The sequence below is a fragment of the Nocardia sp. MH4 genome, from assembly GCF_019266065.1.
Lineage (GTDB): Bacteria > Actinomycetota > Actinomycetes > Mycobacteriales > Mycobacteriaceae > Nocardia > Nocardia canadensis.
Genome location: NZ_LPNR01000072.1, coordinates 26,407 through 41,965, shown reverse-complemented (window position 1 = coordinate 41,965; position 15,559 = coordinate 26,407). Strand labels below are relative to the sequence as shown.

Genomic DNA, 15,559 nt, shown 5'->3' with positions numbered 1-15,559 from the left:
GTCGCCAGGCGGCCGGGTCGACGGCCTCCGCGCACGGCGCTCCGGGGCCCAGATCCAGCAGGCGCGCGTCGGGATCGGCGTCGGCACCGGGGTCGGTGGTCGGCGGCGCGGCGGCGGGGGCGGTGCGCAGGTAGGTGCCCGACCCCTGGCGACCGGCGATCCAGCCCTCCGCGTGCAGCTGGTCGTAGGCGGTCGACACCACGGCCCGGCTCACCCCGAGCCGCTGGGCGAGGGCGCGCGAGGCGGGCAGCCGCTCACCGACGCGCAGCACGCCGCCGGTCGCCGCGGCGCGCAGGGCATCGGCTACCTGCACCGACAGCGGTTCGGGCGCGGTGCGGTCGAGCGGAATCGGCAGATCGTCGAGCATCGCTCACCTCGAATTGGCCTGTAGATCTTCGCCCGAAGTGGACCTGTTTTCGGTCCATTTTCTCGGCGAAGCTCATCTTATGACCACGCACGACACCACCCGCGCTCCTTTGTCACCGACCCCGCGCACCACCCTGACGCGGTCCAAGGAACGGGGCCGCGCGGACCGCGCCGACCTCGACGCGGTGCTCGACGCCGGCCTGGTCTGCCACCTCGGCGTGCTGCTCGGCGGCTCCCCGGTGGTGCTGCCGACCGTCTACGGCCGCGCGGGCGACACGCTCTACCTGCACGGTTCCACCGGCGCCGGCAATATGCGCGCCGCCGTCGGGACCGACATCTCGGTCGCGGTGACCCACGTCGACGGCCTGGTGTACTCCCGCTCGGCCATGCACTTCTCGATGAACTACCGCTCCGCGGTGATCCGTGGTCGCGCGGTGCTGGTCACCGACGAGGCCGAGCGCGCCAACGCGCTGCGGGTGATCGTCGAACACGCCGCGCCGGGCGCCTGGGATCGGGTGCGCCCGCCCAACCGCAGGGAGATGGCGGCCACCATGGTGCTCGCGCTCGATCTCACCGAAGCCTCGGTGAAGGTCCGCACCGGCGGCCCGAACGACGACGCGGCCGACATCGAGACCGGCGGCGTCTGGGCGGGAGTGCTGCCGCTGCGGCAGGTCTGGGGCGAGCCGATCGACGCCGCCGACCTGGAACCCGGCGTCGACGTGCCCGCCGATGTCGCGGCCCGGGTGACGCCGGGCTCGGTGACCGTCGGCTGAGGCGGTCTAGCGCGGCGCCGTGCCCAGGGCCATCAGGTCCTTGGCCGACACCTCCGGCAGGTACGCCTTCGTCAGCGCGATGCCGATCCGCGGCAGGTCGGCTTCGTCGCGATAGCACAGGTACACCGGTTCGTGGCGGGGCTGGAACTTCGCCTTGAACGAGTGCAGCGACCGGAATCCGTAGTACGGCTCCATGGCGGCGCCGAGCCCTTCGAGCAGTCGATCGATCGGCTCGGCGTCGTCGGTCCCGGCGCTGCGGGCCAGTGGGGCGCCGGATAGTGAAACGATCTCGGCGCCTTCCTCTTTGAACAGCTGACAGGCCGAGGCGATGAGGAACTCCACCACCGGCCGGAAGCCGTCGGGCCGCCTGCGCATGACATCGAGGGTCCAGCCGCGGATCTCCCCGCCGGGGGCGTACACCGGCAGCCACGAGGTGACGCCGTGCACGCTGCCGTCGGCGTCGATCGCCAGGCCGACCCGCACCTCGGGATCGAGCGCCTCCTCGACCCCGCCGAGCGTGAATCCCATTTCCGGCAGCCCCTTCTCGCCGACCCATTCCTCGGAGATCGCGCGCACCTGCGCCAGCACCGCGAACGGTTCTTCGGCGAGATGGACCATCCGGAACGCGATGCCCTCCTTGTTCGCCTTGTTGATCGCCGACCGGATGTCCTGCCACGGCTTGCCCTTGAACTCGAGCTGCGGCAGGTCGACGATGGTGTCCTCGGCGATCTGCGCACTGCGCCAACCGAGTTCGCCCGCCAGCTCGGCGACGGCGCCCGTGGTGGAGAACAGGCACGGCACCAGGCCGTCGGCCTCGCATCGGTCGGTGAAGCGGGCGAGGGTATCGGGCAACAGGTCCGGCGGGCCGACCGGGTCGGTCAGCACGATGACGGTGCCCGCGTGCCGCTGATAGGCGACGCAGCGTTCGCCGTCGCCGGCGAACCAGTACTTGTTCTCCGGCCAGGTGATCATCCACGACATGGTGCTGCCGCCGTAGCGGGCGAGCAGCGCGCGCACCGCGGTGCCCGGGTCGGTGCCCGACAGCGCGCCGCCGGTGATCCTGCGCCGGTTGGCCACCCGGAACGCGCCGCGGCCGCCGTAGAGCAGCGCCACCTCGCCCGCCCACAGCAGCGCGGTGCCGACGGTCACCGCACCGGTCGTGGCGTAGTCGGTGCCGATCGCCACGCCGAGCAGCACCAGGGTGAGCACCACGTGCACGGTGCCGTAGCCGACGGCGATCCACCAGGCCCAGCGCCTGCCCTTGCGCAGCTGGTCGGCGATCACCGCGATCACCGCGACGGTCAGGATCGTGCTCCCCGGTGAGCCGCGTTCCTCCCCGGTCGGCCCGAGCAGGCTGTCGGTCGGGAAGAAGTACACCAGCACCGAGACCGCGGCGATCAGCAGCAGCCCGAGGTAGGCAAGCATCCGAACCTCGCGCCGGGTACGCGGCCAGAAGCCGTGCTCGGTGGTGCTGAACAGCTTCTCGCCCAGCGGGAACCACACCGCGACCGCGATCAGGTGCATGAGATCGGCGAAGGTCGACTCGAACAGGAACGTGATCGACACGTGCGCCGCCAGTACGGCGCGCACCCGCAGCCGCCAGGGCGAGCGCAGCGTCGCCGAGGCCGCGGCGATCGCGGCGAGGGCCGAGGTGGTGAACCCGACGTCGCGAACCTCGGCCAGCCGGTCGGCCCAGCCGAGATGGGTGTGCTGGAGCAACCCGACGAGGACCGACGCGACGAGCACGCCGATCAGCTGCGCGCTGAGGCAGACCAGCGCGGTGCGCGCGGTGCCGAGCCGCCACTCGGCCCAGCCCACCGCCAGCACGAAAAGCACTGTCATGACGGCGTACTGGAACGGCGTGAGCCCGAAGACCCAGCCGGACAGCGGAGTCCACCACTTGCCCTCCGTGAGCGGCGGCCAACCGTAGGCGATGTCGGGGAACCAGGCCCTGGCGTCGAGCCGCCGCCAGAGGCCACCGCCGGCGAGACCGAGGACGAGCACCAGGGCGAGGAAACCGATCGTGAACGGCACCCGCCGGATCACGACGCCCGCGGTGACGAGGGCGCCCGATGGAGCCGGCGCGGTGGCAGCTGCGTTGTCGTCCATCGATCCACCCTTTGCTGCGAGTGCGCCACGCGGACGCGGTGAAGTCGTCTGTGTACCGTATGTCATCGTGGCCGCGCGCGGACCCGGCTCCGCGCGTCGAGGTGGCATCTGTGGAGGTCAGCGATGTCGAGGATCACCGATCTGTCGTTGCTCGCCGGTGGGCTCCCGGTGGTGCTGACCCTGCTCGGCGTGCTGGGTGCGGTGTGGTTGCTGTTCGCGCGATCTCGGCGCTATGTCACGACGACGATGCCGATCGTGCTGCTGGCCGCGACCGTGCTGACCGTCGCGCTGTATCTGTTCGTCGAGGAGGTCTGGCGGCCGTTCCCCGACCCGATCGCGGTGTCGGTCTACGTGCTGGTGGGCGTCGCGGTGGCGGCGGTCCTGCTGATCGTGCCGCGAATCCTGGTGCGCCGGAGGGTGTGGAGCGCGATCGTCACCCTGCTCGCCGCGCTCGCGGTGCTGCTGGCGGTCGGCGTCCGGATCAATCTGGTCTACGCCGCGTATCCGACCGTCGGCTCGGCGCTGGGTATCGACGAGATCCAGCGGGTCGGCGCGAGCGAGCTGACCCGCAGCGCGCGGGTGGTCGGCGGGCGGCCGCTGGAGTCGGTGTGGACCGAGCCCGCCGGACTGCCGCACGGCGGCAAGGTGCTGACCGCGACGGTGCCGCCGACCGAATCCGGGTTCACCGCCCGCGCCGCCGAGATCTACCTGCCGCCTGCCTATTTCGCCGACCCGCGCCCGCTGCTGCCGGTGCTGGTGCTGCTCGCCGGACAGCCGGGCGCGCCCGACGACTGGATCGTCGGCGGGCGAATGGTCGAGACGATGGACGCCTTCGCCCGCGCCCACCATGGTCTGGCGCCGATCGTGGTGGTCGCCGACGGCACCGGTAGTCAGCTGGCGAACCCGCTGTGCCTGGACTCGCGGCTGGGCAAGGTCGCCACGTATCTGGCCGTCGACGTGCCCGCCTGGGTGCGGGCGAACCTCCAGGTCGATCCGGATCCGCGCGCGTGGGCGGTGGGTGGTCTGTCCTACGGCGGGACGTGCGCGCTGCAACTGGCGACTAACTATCCGCAGGTCTATCCCACGTTCCTGGACCTGTCCGGGGAGGACGAGCCGACGCTCGGCGACCGGCAGCGCACGGTCGAGGCGGCCTTCGGCGGCGATACCGCCGCGCTGCTGCGGGTCAACCCGCTCGACCTGCTGCGCGGCCGGACCTACCCGGACTCCGCAGGCGCGTTCGTGGTCGGCGCCGACGACGAGATCTATCGCCCGCAGGTGGAGCGGATGTATCAGGCGGCCGAAGACGCCGGGATGGATGTCCACTTGCGGGTGCTGCCCGGCGGTCACAGCTTCGCGCTGTGGTCCGCCGGGCTACGCGATCAACTCCCTTGGCTGGCAACCCGGCTCGGCATCACCGGGTAACCGGCCAGCAGCGCGGCGAAGGCGAGCAGCCAGCAGCTCCACAGCAGGTAGCCGAGGAAATTGGTCAGCCCGGCGGCCTCGACGCCGAGCGGAACCAGGACGCCGGTCGCGACGGCGGCGGCACCGGCATAGCCGAGCACGGCGAACCAGCGGGGGACGCGGTCGCGCAGCGCGGACACGACCAGGGCTGTCCACAGCGCGGTGAGGGCGTAGCCCGCGGTCTCGCCGATGACCGTGCCCAGGACGGTATCGGCGGTCTCGAAGGTGTGGATCGCGGGGGAGTCGGGGCCCTCGGTGGCGACGCGGTCGGCGAGGCCGGGCACGAGCAGCGGCCAGCGCAGCAGGCCGACGGTCTGCACGATCGCGGCGGCGACGCCGGCGCGCACGGCCCACCGCATGGTCGACGACTCGTCGAGCCTGCCGACCAGGACGGCCAGCGGACCGAAGGCGCAGGCGGTGGCGGCGAGCAGGGTGAACAGCGCGACGACGGTGCGCCGCTCGGCGCGGAACTGCGCGAGCGCCTCGGTGGCGGGCCGGGTCAGGACGTCGGGGTAGTCGAACGACACACCCAAACCGGTGAAGGCCAGGTTCATGAGGATCGGCGCCGCGATCAGCAGCGTGATGGCGGGCCACGGCCTGGTGCGCATGAGATGTCCATTCTGGCTGTACGGAGTACAGGTAGCTGTACGGGGTACAGTCCATCGCATGTCGGAGGAGAAGTCAACAGGTCGGCGCGCCGCGACCGGTGCGCCGCGGCCGACGCGGCGGTCGTTCACCGAGGAGCAGGTCGTCGACACCGCGCTCGACCTGCTCGATGACGGAGGGCCGAGCGCCCTGTCGATCCGGGCCGTGGCCGGGCGGCTCGGCGTCAACCCGAACGCGGTCTATACCTACGTCGCCAGTCGCGCGGACCTCGAGCGCGCGGTGATCGAACGGGTGCTCGCCGCGGTGCCGCTCGGTCCGCTGTCGGATCCCGGCGTGGAGTGGACCGCCGCGGTGATCCAGTTCGCCCTCGGCCTGCGCGACCAACTGCTCGCCCATCCGGCGGTGGCCACGCTGATGATGTCCGGCCCGATGGACGGCGTCGCGGCCCGTGATGTCGGCGAGGCGATGTTCGGTTGCCTGGCGCGCGGCGGTCTGCCCGCCCAGACGCGGGCGCACGGGGTGTACGCGGTGATCGTGCAGGTACTCGGCGCGGTCGCGCTCGAGGTCGCCGAAACCGACGGAAAGCCGCCGCTGCCACCGGAATCCGAGCGCATCGCGCAGCGCAGGGCCGCGCTGGACGAGGTCGACGCCACCCGGTGGCCGCGCACCGCGGCGCACCTCGACGAGATCGCCGCCTGGAACTCGGTGGATCAGTTCGTGTGGGGACTGCGGGCGTTGCTCACCGAGATGACGGCGGCCTGAGTGCCCGGTAGGGGCATACGGATCACCACGGCGCGGCGTCGAGTCCCGCTGTGGCGCAGGCGCGCGCTATCGCGGCATCGAGGGTTTCGCGGTCGCAGGCCAGGCTGACCAGGGCCAGCGTGTAGGTGTCGCCGAGCCGGGAGAAGTAGCCCGAGAGCCGGGTGCGGGGGAACTCGGTCAGGCCGGGGTGGATCGCCCGGGCCGCCACCCGGTCGCAGTGGTGCCCGCCGACGGTGCGCAGGACATCGGGCAGCGTTCCGATATTGGAGCACAGGATGTCTCGCTCCCCGGCGCCCCTGCTGAGCGCGTAGGCCCAGCGGTCGGGGAGGACCTGGAGGATCTGCTCGGGCAGGCCCGCCGGGCTGGACATGCGGCGCAGGTAGGCGGTGCGGGCCTTGTCGCGGACGGTGGCGGGGGTGTCGGCGCGATCGATCGCGATCTCGGTCATGGCGAGGTCGTTGTCGACGCGGGGTTCGTCGCGGGTGTCGACGGGCAGGCTCGCCGCGATCCGCGGGTGCTGGAAGCCGGTCTCCCACAGGATGTTCGCCACCAGGTGGATGAACAGGCTGTTGGGGGTCGCGCCGGTCGCGGCGGCGGTGGTGTCCCACTCGGCGGCGTCGAAGGTCAGCAGCGTGCTGTGGACCGTCCGGCCGAGCGATGATTCGGCGGCGACGGTGGCGGGAGGCGTGGGGATTCCCCGACGCAGGGCGCGTGTCGTGCCGTTGACGATGGTGGACCACTGCGCTCGGGCATCGCCCCAGTCCGATACCGCCGTACCCCGGCGCAGGACGGAAGGGGCGCTGGTCCCGGTCCGAGCCGGTGTGTGCAGGGCGTCGACGTGGGCCTCGGGCCGGTCGTCGACACCGAGGTCGCCGAGGGCGGCGGCGACAGCGTGGATGAGGCCGCGGGCGTCTGCCAGGGCGTGGGAACAGGTCAGGGCGACAACGGTTCCGGTGTCGTGCAGCGCCGCGCTGGACAGCCGCCAGCCGGGGCCGAATTCTGGGTCGAGGCCGGTACCGAGGGTGTCGGCCCAGGGCAGGACGGCGTCCTCGGACAGCGGGCCGGCGGTGTGGTCGAGCGGATGCGATCGAGTGTTCGGCCGCCAGCCGCGCCGTGCGCCGGGCACGCGCGCGCGGACCACCCGGCGGCCGAGGTCGCCGACCCGCAGTCGGTCGTGGATCGCCCGCAGCAGGGTGGGTTCCATCGCCTCCGGAATACGCCACAGGCCCTGCAACGCGATGGGTGTGCCCATCCCGCGATGGGTGCGCAGGAAGATCTCGTCGACGACCGTGAGCCGGTCCACTACCGCTGGTCGGCGCTACCGTGGCGGCCCGCGCCCGCGGCGAAGCGGGCGGCGCCGTCGAGCGCGCCGCCGGTGAGCGCGGTCAGGCCGTGCTGGAACTCGATCCGCAGCGCCTCGTCCTCGGGGTGGCCGTGCTGCTCGTAGAGCGCGGCGCGATCCGAGCGCAGACAGGTCTGCGGAAGGGCGGCCAGTTGAGCGGCCAGTTCCTCGGCGACCCGGCGGGCGTCGCCGGTCGGGACGACGCGGGTGACCAGGCCCATCTGTAGTGCCTCGGGCGCGCTCACGGGTCGGCCGGTGAGGATCAGGTCCAGCGCCCGGCCCTCGCCGATGATCCGGGGCAATCGCACGGTGCCGCCGTCGATGAGCGGCACACCCCAGCGTCGGCAGAAGACGCCGAAGGTGGCGTCCTGCTCGGCGATCCGCAGATCGCACCACAGCGCCAGTTCCAGTCCGCCCGCCACGGCGTAGCCGGAGACCGCCGCGATCACCGGCTTGGACAGGCGCATCCGGGTCGGGCCCATCGGGCCGTCGCCCTCGACGGTGGCCTGGTTGCTGTTCTCGGTGCCCAGCGACTTGAGGTCGGCGCCCGCGCAGAAGGTGCCGTGCTCGCCCCACAGCACCGCCACCGAGGCGTTCGGGTCGGCGTCGAACGCCCGGAAGGCGTCGGCCAGGGCGCGGGCGGTCGGGCCGTCGACGGCGTTGCGGGCCTGCGGTCGGTCCAGGATCACGGTGGTGACCGGGCCCGCGTGTTCGACACGTACTGACATCGTTCGACCATACGGCGGATCACCCCTTGTGTGAAGAGGTGAATCAGTGGTTCACTTCTTCGTATGGTGTACCGCAGGACCCCGGCCGTGCAGGCCCGGCTCGACGCGCAACGGGCGCTGATCGTGCAGGGCGCCACGCGCGTGCTCTCGCGCGACGGGTTCGCCGGACTGTCGATGGCCGCGGTCGCCGCGGAGGCGGGCATCGCCACCGGCACGGTCTACAAGCAGTTCGAGAACAAGGCCGAACTGGTCGCCGCGGTCTTCGAGACCGTGGTCGCCCGCGAGGTCGAGGCCGTGCGCGCCGCGGTCGCCCAGGGCGATGTCCTGCAGCGGGTGAGCGCGGCGGTGGAGACCTTCGCCGGGCGCGCGCTCAAGAACCCGAAGCTGGCCTACGTGCTGCTGGCCGAGCCGGTCGACGCGGCCGTCGACGCGCAGCGGCTGGAGTTCCGGCGCGCGTTCGCCGCCTCGTTCGAGGCCGCGATCGCGCACGGCGTCGCCGAGGGCCGCCTGCCCGCCCAGGACACCGCCCTCGGCGCGGCCGCGCTCGTCGGCGCGATCGGCGAGGTGCTGGTCGGTCCGCTGGCCGCCGCGCCGCACGCCGAGACCGTCATCCCCGAATTGGTTGCTTTCGCCGTGCGCGCCCTGGGTGCGCGCCCGGAAATGTCGTAGTCGAAGGAGTTCCGGCCATGCCGACCCATGAAGTGTTCAACCAGGTACCCCCGCTGGTCCCCTTCGACGCCGCGCGCAACCCCGCGCTGATCGAGGGCCTGCACCGGGAGGGCGCGGGCTGGGCCGAGGCCGAAGTGCGCGAACTCGGCAGGCTCGCCGGCGATGTCGCCGCGCAGGACTGGGGCAGGCTCGCCAACGAGTACCCGCCGGTGCTGCACACCCACGACCGCTGGGGCCATCGCGTCGACGAGGTGGAGTTCCACCCGCACTGGCACGACCTGATGACCGTCGCCGTCTCGCACGGCCTGCACGGTTCGCCGTGGCTCGACGAGCGTCCCGGCGCGCACACCGCCCGCGCCGCCAAGTTCTACACCTGGGGCATCGCCGACGCCGGGCACATGTGTCCGATCTCGATGACCTACGCCGTGGTGCCCGCGCTGCGCCACAATCCCGAGCTGGCCGCGAAGTACGAGCCGCTGCTCGGTTCGCGCACCTACGATTTCGGCCTGCGCGAGCCGTCGACCAAGGCCGGGCTCATCGCGGGTATGTCGATGACGGAGAAGCAGGGCGGCTCGGACGTGCGGGCCAACACCACCACCGCCACCCCGCAGCCGGACGGTGCCTACCGGATCGTCGGGCACAAGTGGTTCACCTCCGCGCCGATGTCGGACATGTTCCTGACGCTGGCCCAGGCGCCGGGCGGGCTGTCGTGCTTCCTGCTGCCGCGGGTGCTGCCCGACGGCACCCGCAACCCGATCCGCATCCAGCGGCTCAAGGACAAGCTGGGCAACAAGTCCAACGCGTCTTCCGAGATCGAGTACGAGAACGCCACCGGCTGGCTCGTCGGCGCCGAGGGCGCGGGCGTGAAGACGATCATCGAGATGGTCAACATGACCCGGCTCGACTGCGTGATCGGCTCGGCCACCGGGATGCGGATGGGCGCCGTCGCCGCCGTGCAGCACGCCAGGCACCGGGAAGCGTTCGGCGCCAAGCTGATCGACCAGCCCGCCATGCGCAATGTGCTGGCCGATCTGGTGATCGAGTCCGATGCCGCGACCACGGTGATGATGCGCCTGGCCGGTGCCACCGACCGCGCGGGCAGCGACCCGGCCGAGGCCGCGCTGCGCCGGATCGCGCTGGCCATCACCAAGTACTGGGTGTGCAAGCGGGCGCCCTCGCACGCGGCCGAGGCGCTGGAATGCCTGGGCGGCAACGGCTATGCCGAGGAATCCGGCATGCCGCGGCTGTACCGGGAGGCGCCGCTCATGTCGATCTGGGAGGGGTCGGGCAATGTGGCCGCGCTGGACGCGTTGCGCGCCATGGGCCGTCAGCCCGAGACCGTCGAGGCGTACTTCGCCGAGGTCGGCCTCGCCCGCGGCGCCGACCCGCGCCTGGACGACGCGATCGACCGCGTCGGCAAGGAACTCGGCGACCTGTCCGACATCGAGTACCGGGCCCGCCGGGTCGTGGAACTGATGGCGCTGGTCCTGCAGGGCGCGCAGCTGGTGCGCCACGGTCACCCGGCCGTCGCCGACGCCTTCTGCGCGACCCGGCTCGGCGACGACTGGGGCATCGCCTTCGGCACGCTGCCGGTCGGGGTGGACACGGGCGCGATCATCGAACGGGCCTTCGTCGACGTGCGGTGACGACCGGGCGGTCGCCCCGGGCACCGGCCCGCGGCCAACGGCCTCGCCGGGAACTGCTCGACGCCGCCCACTCCGGCGCACCGTCGCTAGGGTGAGGCGGTGACCTGGACGAGCGCATGCTGTCGGTGAGTGAGCTGGCTCGGCGGATTCCGGCGGGCGCGACCGGTGGGCGTTTCCTGCTCGGAATCGCCGGGCCGCCCGGTGCGGGCAAATCGACGCTGGCCCAGCGGCTGTGCGCCGAGCTCGCCGGGTCGGGGCGACCAGCGGTGGTCGCGCCGATGGACGGCTACCACCTGCGCAACGAGGTGCTGCGGGCCCGCGGCGCGGCGGCCCGCAAGGGCGAACCCGACACCTTCGACGCGGCGGGCTTCGTCGCCGACCTGCGCTCGCTGCGGGCGGCCGCGATCGGGGAGCCGGTGCCCTGGCCACTGTTCGACCGGGCGATCGACGAACCCACCGAGGGCGGGGTGGTCGTGCGCGATGAGCGCGTCGTCGTCGTCGAGGGCAACTACCTGCTGCTCACCGATGCCGAGGCGCCCGGCTGGGCGCCGGTCCGCGGGCTGCTCGACACCTGCTGGTATCTCGACGCGCCCCGCGCTGTCCTCACCGAGCGACTCCTGCGACGCCACACCCTCGGCGGCCGAACAGCGGCCGAGGCGAGCGCGAAGGTCACCGACAGCGATCTGCGCAACGCCGACCTCGTCGCCGCGAGCAAGCAGCGGGCCGACACGGTGCTGTCGGCGTGCGGCGACGGCTATCGGATCGGCTAGTTCACTCGACACGGGCGGCTGTTCTCGGTCCGCGTCGGCGCGTGCGCCGCCGAACCGGCGATCGGCGGGCAATCATGGAGCGATGACGCGAGGTCTGCGAGTCGGTGTGCCCGGGCATGCGTTGCGCAACGGGGCGGCGGCGGTGTGCGCGCTGTTGCTCTACTACAGCGTGCCGTTGAGCGGCCCGTTCGAGCTCGACGCCTGGCCGGGCGAGGTGTTCGGGATCGTCAGCTTCATCGCCGGCGTCATCGGACTGGCCTGGCTGGTCTGGCGGCGGATCCAGCACTTCCTGAACGCGCCGGACTCGGCGGGCGGGCGCGTCGACGGGGTGCTGCTCGTCGTGTGCATCGTGTGCGTGGTGTTCTCGCTGTTCTACTACCGGCTGCAACAGCGCCAACCGGATCAGTTCGACGGCCTGGTCACCCGCACCGACGCGCTGTACTACACGATGTCCACCCTCGGCACCGTCGGCTACGGCGACGTCCACGCCGTCGGCCAGGTCGCCCGGATCGCGGCGATGGTGCAGATCGCGTTCGACCTGGTGGTGATCGGCACCCTGGCGACCATCGTGACGAGCAGTGTCACCCGCCGCCTCGCCGCGTTCCGCCCGCCACCCCCGGCGGTCACCGAGGTCAGCGACGATGGGCCCGATACCACCCGATGAGCTCGTCGGTCGACGAATCGCCCTGCGTCACCGGCTGCGCCGGCTCGCTGAGCAGCGGCATCAGCTCCAGCGCCTGCTGCTTGCCCAGCTCGACGCCCCACTGGTCGAAACTGTCGATGCCCCAGATCGTGCCCTCGACGAACACCTGGTGCTCGTAGAGCGCGATCAGCTGACCCACCGTCGACGGCGTGAGCTCCGGCGCCAGGATCGTGGTGCTCGGCCGATTGCCCGGCATCACCTTGTGCGGCACCAGCTTCGGATCGGTGCCCTCGGCGGCGATCTCCTCGGCGGTCTTGCCGAAGGCCAGCACCTTGCTCTGCGCGAACAGGTTGCTCATCAGGATGTCGTGCATGCTGCCGGTGCCGTCGCGGGTCGGCAGGTCGTCGGTGGACCGCGCGAAGCCGAGGAAGTCGGCCGGGATCAGCCGGGTGCCCTGGTGCAGCAGCTGGTAGAAGGCGTGCTGGCCGTTGGTTCCCGGCTCGCCCCAGAAGATCTCGCCGGTCGAGGTGGTCACCGGGGTGCCGTCGGCGCGCACCGACTTGCCGTTGGACTCCATCGTCAGCTGTTGCAGATACGCCGGGAAGCGGGCCAGATCGTTCGAATACGGCAGGACCGCCCGCGATTCCGCGCCGAAGAAGTTCGTGTACCAGACCCCGAGCATGGCCAGCAGGACCGGCCCGTTCTGCTCCAGTGGCGCCGTCGCGAAATGCCGGTCCACGGCGTGCATTCCGCTCAGGAACTCGGCGAACTGCTCCTTGCCGATGGTCACCATCACCGACAGGCCGATGGCGGAGTCGACCGAATAGCGGCCGCCGACCCAGTCCCAGAAGCCGAACATGTGCGCGGGGTCGATGCCGAAGGCGGCCACCCGCTCCGCGTTGGTCGACACCGCGACGAAGTGCTTGGCGACGGCGTCCTCGCCGAGCGCGCCGACGAGCCAGCGCCGGGCGGCGGTCGCGTTGGTCAAGGTCTCGAGCGTGGAGAAGGTCTTGGAGGCGACGATGAACAGGGTGGTCGCCGGGTCGAGTCCGGTGAGCTTGGCCACCAGATCGCACGGGTCGACATTCGAGACGAACCGGGCCTCGATGCCGGGATGGGTGTAGTGGCGCAGCGCGCGATGGACCATGTCGGGTCCGAGATCCGAGCCGCCGATGCCGATGTTCACCACCGCGGTGATGCGCTCACCGGTCGCGCCGCGCCAGTCGCCCGAACGCACCGAATCGGCGAATTCGCCCATCCGGCGCAGCACGTCGTGCACCTCGGCGTCGGCGTCGGTGCCGTCGATGTCGAGCTGATCGCCGGCGGGCAGACGCAGGGCGATGTGCCCGACCGCACGGTCCTCCGAGGTGTTGATGTGGGCGCCGGAATACATCGCGTCGCGCCGCTCGGGCACGCCCGCGGTGCGGGCGAGATCGACCAGGAGGGAGAGAGTTTCGCGCGTCACGCGATGCTTGCTGTAGTCGATGTGCAGGTCGGCCACCTGCACGGTCAGGTCTTTGCCGCGCGCCGGATCGTCGGCGAACAGTTTGCGCAGGTGTAGGGGTGCGACGCTGCGGTGGTTGTCCGACAGTGCCTGCCAAGCCGCCGACGCGGTGATGTCGCTGCTCACGTCAGCCGACATTACAGCGTTCGATGAAGTCCGGCGCCGCAGTTCGATGTGCGCCGAGGGCCCGCCGCCTACGCTGGCTCCCATGGTGTCCGAACGTGACGTACTCGAATTCGTACCGAAGGGTTTGTGGATCGGCTCCGGGCCGGTCGAGGCGACGGGCGGTGGCACCTTCGCGGTGCGCAATCCCGCCGACGGCTCGGTGATCGCGCAGGTCGCCGACGCCACCCCGGACGACGCGATGCGCGCGCTGGACGCCGCTGTCGCGGCGTCGCAGGCGTGGGCGGCGACCCCGTCGCGCGAGCGGGGCGAGATCCTGCGCGCGGTGTTCGAGCAGCTGACGGCGCGGGCCGAGGAGTTCGCGCTGCTGATGACGCTCGAGATGGGCAAGGCCCTGGCCGAGAGCCGCAACGAGGTGCGCTACGGCGCCGAGTTCTTCCGCTGGTTCAGCGAGGAGGCGGTGCGGGTGCACGGCCGCTACCTGCACGCGCCGTCGGGGACCGGGCGGATCATGGTGGCCAAGCAACCGGTCGGTCCGTGTCTGGCGATCACGCCGTGGAATTTCCCGCTCGCCATGGGCACCCGCAAGATCGGGCCCGCCCTGGCCGCCGGCTGCACGATGATCGTCAAGCCCGCCTCGGCGACGCCGCTGACCATGCTGGCGCTGGCCAAGCTGTGCAGCGAGGCCGGGCTGCCCGACGGGGTGCTGTCGGTGGTCACGACCCAGCGTTCCGGGGCCGTCACCGGCCCGCTGATCGACGATCCGCGGCTGCGCAAGCTCACCTTCACCGGGTCGACCGAAGTCGGTAAGAAGCTCGTCTCGGCGTCGGCGAACCGCCTGCTGCGCACCTCGATGGAACTGGGCGGCAACGCGCCGTTCGTCGTGTTCGACGACGCCGACATCGACGCCGCGGTGGCCGGCGCGATGCAGGCGAAACTGCGCAACGGCGGCGAGGCGTGCACCGCGGCCAACCGCTTCCACGTCCAGCGCGGGGTAGTCGCCGAGTTCACCGAGAAACTGGTCGCGGCGATGACCGACACCGTGGTGCTCGGGCCAGGCACCGATCCGGCCAGCACCCTCGGTCCGCTGGTCAGCGAGGAGCAGCGCGAGATCGTCGCGGAGCTGGTCGACGACGCCGTCGACCAGGGCGCGCAGTTGCTGCTGGGTGGCAAGGCCCCCGGCGGGGCGGGCTGGTTCTACCCGGCCACCGTCCTGGGTGAGGTGCCCGCGACGGCGCGCATCCTGCGCGAGGAGGTGTTCGGGCCGGTCGCTCCGATCGTCGCGTTCGATACCGAGGACGAGGGCATCGCCGCCGCCAACGACACCGAATACGGCCTGGTCAGCTACGTGTACACGCGGGACCTGGACCGGGCGCTGCGCCTGTCGGAGGCGCTGGAGACGGGCATGGTCGGCGTCAATCGCGGCGTCATCTCCGACCCGGCCGCCCCGTTCGGCGGCGTCAAGGAATCGGGCTTCGGGCGCGAGGGCGGCATCGAGGGCATCGAGGAATACCTGAACACGAAGTACATCGCCCTGACCTGAGACACGAAACCGCCCCGGGGATGGTGTCGCACCCGGGGCGGCTTTGTGGAAGCGGCGAACTGGTGGTCCGCCGCGTGGCTGTGTGGGGCCTAGCGGCCGAGGCGCCCTCGGCCGAGGCGGAGCAGGAGCATGGCGAGGGTGTGCCCCTCCTGACCGAGCTCGCTGAAGCGCTCGAGCACCTTCATCTCACGGCTGTGGACCAGGCGCGGACCCCCGGAGGCCATCCGGGTGCGGCCGATGATCCGCGAGATCTCGCTCCGACGTTTGATCGCGGCGAGGATCGTGGCGTCGAGCTGGTCGATCTCGAGGCGGAGCTTCTCGATCTCCGCCTCGGATTGCGGCAGAGCCGAATCGGACCCGGTGGTCGTAGCAGGGGTGCTCATCATTCATCTCCTCGTGTCAGAACTTGGATCGGACTGGCCGCGCGGCCTGTTACCCGATCTGTTCCTTCACCCTGAAACTTTCCCGATGGGCGGTACGTGATCCCCCCGGGAGTGCGCAAAAAGCCACACTC

At 71.5% G+C, this 15,559-nt stretch carries 15 protein-coding genes; 8 read left to right on the top strand and 7 right to left on the bottom strand.

Going from position 1 to position 15,559, the window contains the following annotated elements; genetic code table 11:
- On the bottom strand, positions 1–367 hold a 367-nt coding region (locus ATM97_RS06985), incomplete at its 3' end, for a GntR family transcriptional regulator (RefSeq protein ID WP_218717118.1).
- A 79-nt stretch (positions 368–446) separates the two neighbouring features.
- On the opposite strand from ATM97_RS06985, the gene ATM97_RS06980 reads away from it, so the two are divergent.
- On the top strand, positions 447–1,139 hold the full coding sequence (locus tag ATM97_RS06980; RefSeq protein ID WP_218717117.1) for a pyridoxamine 5'-phosphate oxidase family protein: 693 nt from the start codon (positions 447–449) through the stop codon (positions 1,137–1,139).
- Between the two features lie 6 nt (positions 1,140–1,145).
- Here ATM97_RS06980 and ATM97_RS06975 read toward each other — a convergent pair whose 3' ends face one another.
- A complete protein-coding gene (locus ATM97_RS06975) occupies positions 1,146–3,248 on the bottom strand; it encodes a bifunctional lysylphosphatidylglycerol flippase/synthetase MprF (protein ID WP_218717116.1) in 2,103 nt (700 codons plus the stop codon).
- Positions 3,249–3,371: 123 nt separating this feature from the next.
- On the opposite strand from ATM97_RS06975, the gene ATM97_RS06970 reads away from it, so the two are divergent.
- The gene (locus tag ATM97_RS06970; RefSeq protein ID WP_218717115.1) at positions 3,372–4,670 is read left to right on the top strand and encodes an alpha/beta hydrolase family protein; all 1,299 of its coding nucleotides are present in this window, start codon (positions 3,372–3,374) and stop codon (positions 4,668–4,670) included.
- On the opposite strand, the gene ATM97_RS06965 is transcribed toward ATM97_RS06970, so the two are convergent.
- Positions 4,628–5,317 (bottom strand): DUF4386 family protein, encoded by a 690-nt coding sequence (locus tag ATM97_RS06965; protein WP_218717114.1) that lies wholly within the window; start codon positions 5,315–5,317, stop codon positions 4,628–4,630. The genes ATM97_RS06970 and ATM97_RS06965 overlap by 43 nt on opposite strands.
- Positions 5,318–5,375: 58 nt before the next feature.
- Between ATM97_RS06965 and ATM97_RS06960 the strand changes: the two genes are divergently transcribed.
- Complete coding sequence (locus ATM97_RS06960; RefSeq protein WP_255587318.1) at positions 5,376–6,077, top strand: TetR/AcrR family transcriptional regulator; 702 nt, start codon at positions 5,376–5,378, stop codon at positions 6,075–6,077.
- A gap of 22 nt (positions 6,078–6,099) precedes the next feature.
- On the opposite strand, the gene ATM97_RS06955 is transcribed toward ATM97_RS06960, so the two are convergent.
- Positions 6,100–7,380, bottom strand: coding sequence for a hypothetical protein (locus tag ATM97_RS06955; protein ID WP_308248395.1), 1,281 nt, complete (start codon positions 7,378–7,380; stop codon positions 6,100–6,102).
- Positions 7,380–8,147 (bottom strand): crotonase/enoyl-CoA hydratase family protein, encoded by a 768-nt coding sequence (locus ATM97_RS06950; RefSeq protein ID WP_218717113.1) that lies wholly within the window; start codon positions 8,145–8,147, stop codon positions 7,380–7,382. Before ATM97_RS06950 ends, ATM97_RS06955 begins: the two co-directional genes overlap by 1 nt.
- A 63-nt stretch (positions 8,148–8,210) precedes the next feature.
- On the opposite strand from ATM97_RS06950, the gene ATM97_RS06945 reads away from it, so the two are divergent.
- From ATM97_RS06945 to ATM97_RS06930, 4 genes are all read left to right on the top strand, one after another.
- On the top strand, positions 8,211–8,816 hold the full coding sequence (locus tag ATM97_RS06945) for a TetR/AcrR family transcriptional regulator (RefSeq protein WP_218717112.1): 606 nt from the start codon (positions 8,211–8,213) through the stop codon (positions 8,814–8,816).
- 17 nt (positions 8,817–8,833) lie between these two features.
- Positions 8,834–10,462, top strand: coding sequence for an acyl-CoA dehydrogenase family protein (locus ATM97_RS06940; protein ID WP_218717111.1), 1,629 nt, complete (start codon positions 8,834–8,836; stop codon positions 10,460–10,462).
- A 116-nt stretch (positions 10,463–10,578) separates the two neighbouring features.
- Positions 10,579–11,232 (top strand): nucleoside/nucleotide kinase family protein, encoded by a 654-nt coding sequence (locus ATM97_RS06935; RefSeq protein ID WP_218717110.1) that lies wholly within the window; start codon positions 10,579–10,581, stop codon positions 11,230–11,232.
- 82 nt (positions 11,233–11,314) lie between these two features.
- Entirely contained in the window at positions 11,315–11,896 is a 582-nt protein-coding gene (locus ATM97_RS06930; RefSeq protein WP_218717109.1) for a potassium channel family protein, read from the top strand.
- Here ATM97_RS06930 and pgi read toward each other — a convergent pair.
- On the bottom strand, positions 11,865–13,505 hold the full coding sequence (gene pgi, locus ATM97_RS06925; protein ID WP_218717108.1) for a glucose-6-phosphate isomerase: 1,641 nt from the start codon (positions 13,503–13,505) through the stop codon (positions 11,865–11,867). The genes ATM97_RS06930 and pgi overlap by 32 nt on opposite strands.
- Positions 13,506–13,587: 82 nt before the next feature.
- Between pgi and ATM97_RS06920 the strand changes: the two genes are divergently transcribed.
- Entirely contained in the window at positions 13,588–15,045 is a 1,458-nt protein-coding gene (locus ATM97_RS06920) for an NAD-dependent succinate-semialdehyde dehydrogenase (RefSeq protein WP_218717107.1), read from the top strand.
- Between the two features lie 89 nt (positions 15,046–15,134).
- On the opposite strand, the gene ATM97_RS06915 is transcribed toward ATM97_RS06920, so the two are convergent.
- Complete coding sequence (locus ATM97_RS06915) at positions 15,135–15,428, bottom strand: chorismate mutase (RefSeq protein ID WP_022566231.1); 294 nt, start codon at positions 15,426–15,428, stop codon at positions 15,135–15,137.
- Positions 15,429–15,559: the final 131 nt, after the last annotated feature.